At 61.4% G+C, this 440-nt stretch carries 1 protein-coding gene; it reads left to right on the top strand.

What is annotated here, in order from left to right; translation table 11 throughout:
- Positions 1-440: SIS domain-containing protein (locus C5L12_RS27845; RefSeq protein WP_157949155.1), on the top strand; the 440-nt coding region annotated here is incomplete at both ends.

The following is a 440-nucleotide window of genomic DNA, read 5'->3' as shown; positions in this document are numbered from 1 at the left end:
GGTGGAGGTGACTCGCCGCACCGTCAACATCTTCGACAAACAGGGTAACGCCATCGAGCGCCCTGAGATCGAATCCCAGGTGCAGTATGACGCCGGCGACAAGGGCGCTTACCGCCACTACATGCAAAAAGAGATTTACGAACAGCCGCTGGCGCTGAAAAACACCCTGGAAGGGCGTTTCAGTCATGGCCAAATCAACCTGAGCGAGCTGGGCCCGCACGCCGACGAGCTGCTGGCCAAGGTGCAGCACGTGCAGATCATCGCCTGTGGGACTTCTTACCACTCCGGGATGGTGGCGCGTTACTGGTTCGAAGCGCTGGCCGGCGTGCCGTGCGATGTCGAGATCGCGTCCGAATTCCGTTACCGCAAATCGGCGGTGCGTCCGGGCAGCCTGATCATCACCCTGTCGCAGTCCGGCGAAACCGCCGACACGTTAGCGG

It is taken from the genome of Neorhizobium huautlense (assembly GCF_002968575.1).
In the GTDB taxonomy this organism is placed as follows: Bacteria; Pseudomonadota; Alphaproteobacteria; order Rhizobiales; family Rhizobiaceae; genus Neorhizobium; species Neorhizobium huautlense.
This window is presented reverse-complemented; position numbering and strand designations above follow the sequence as displayed.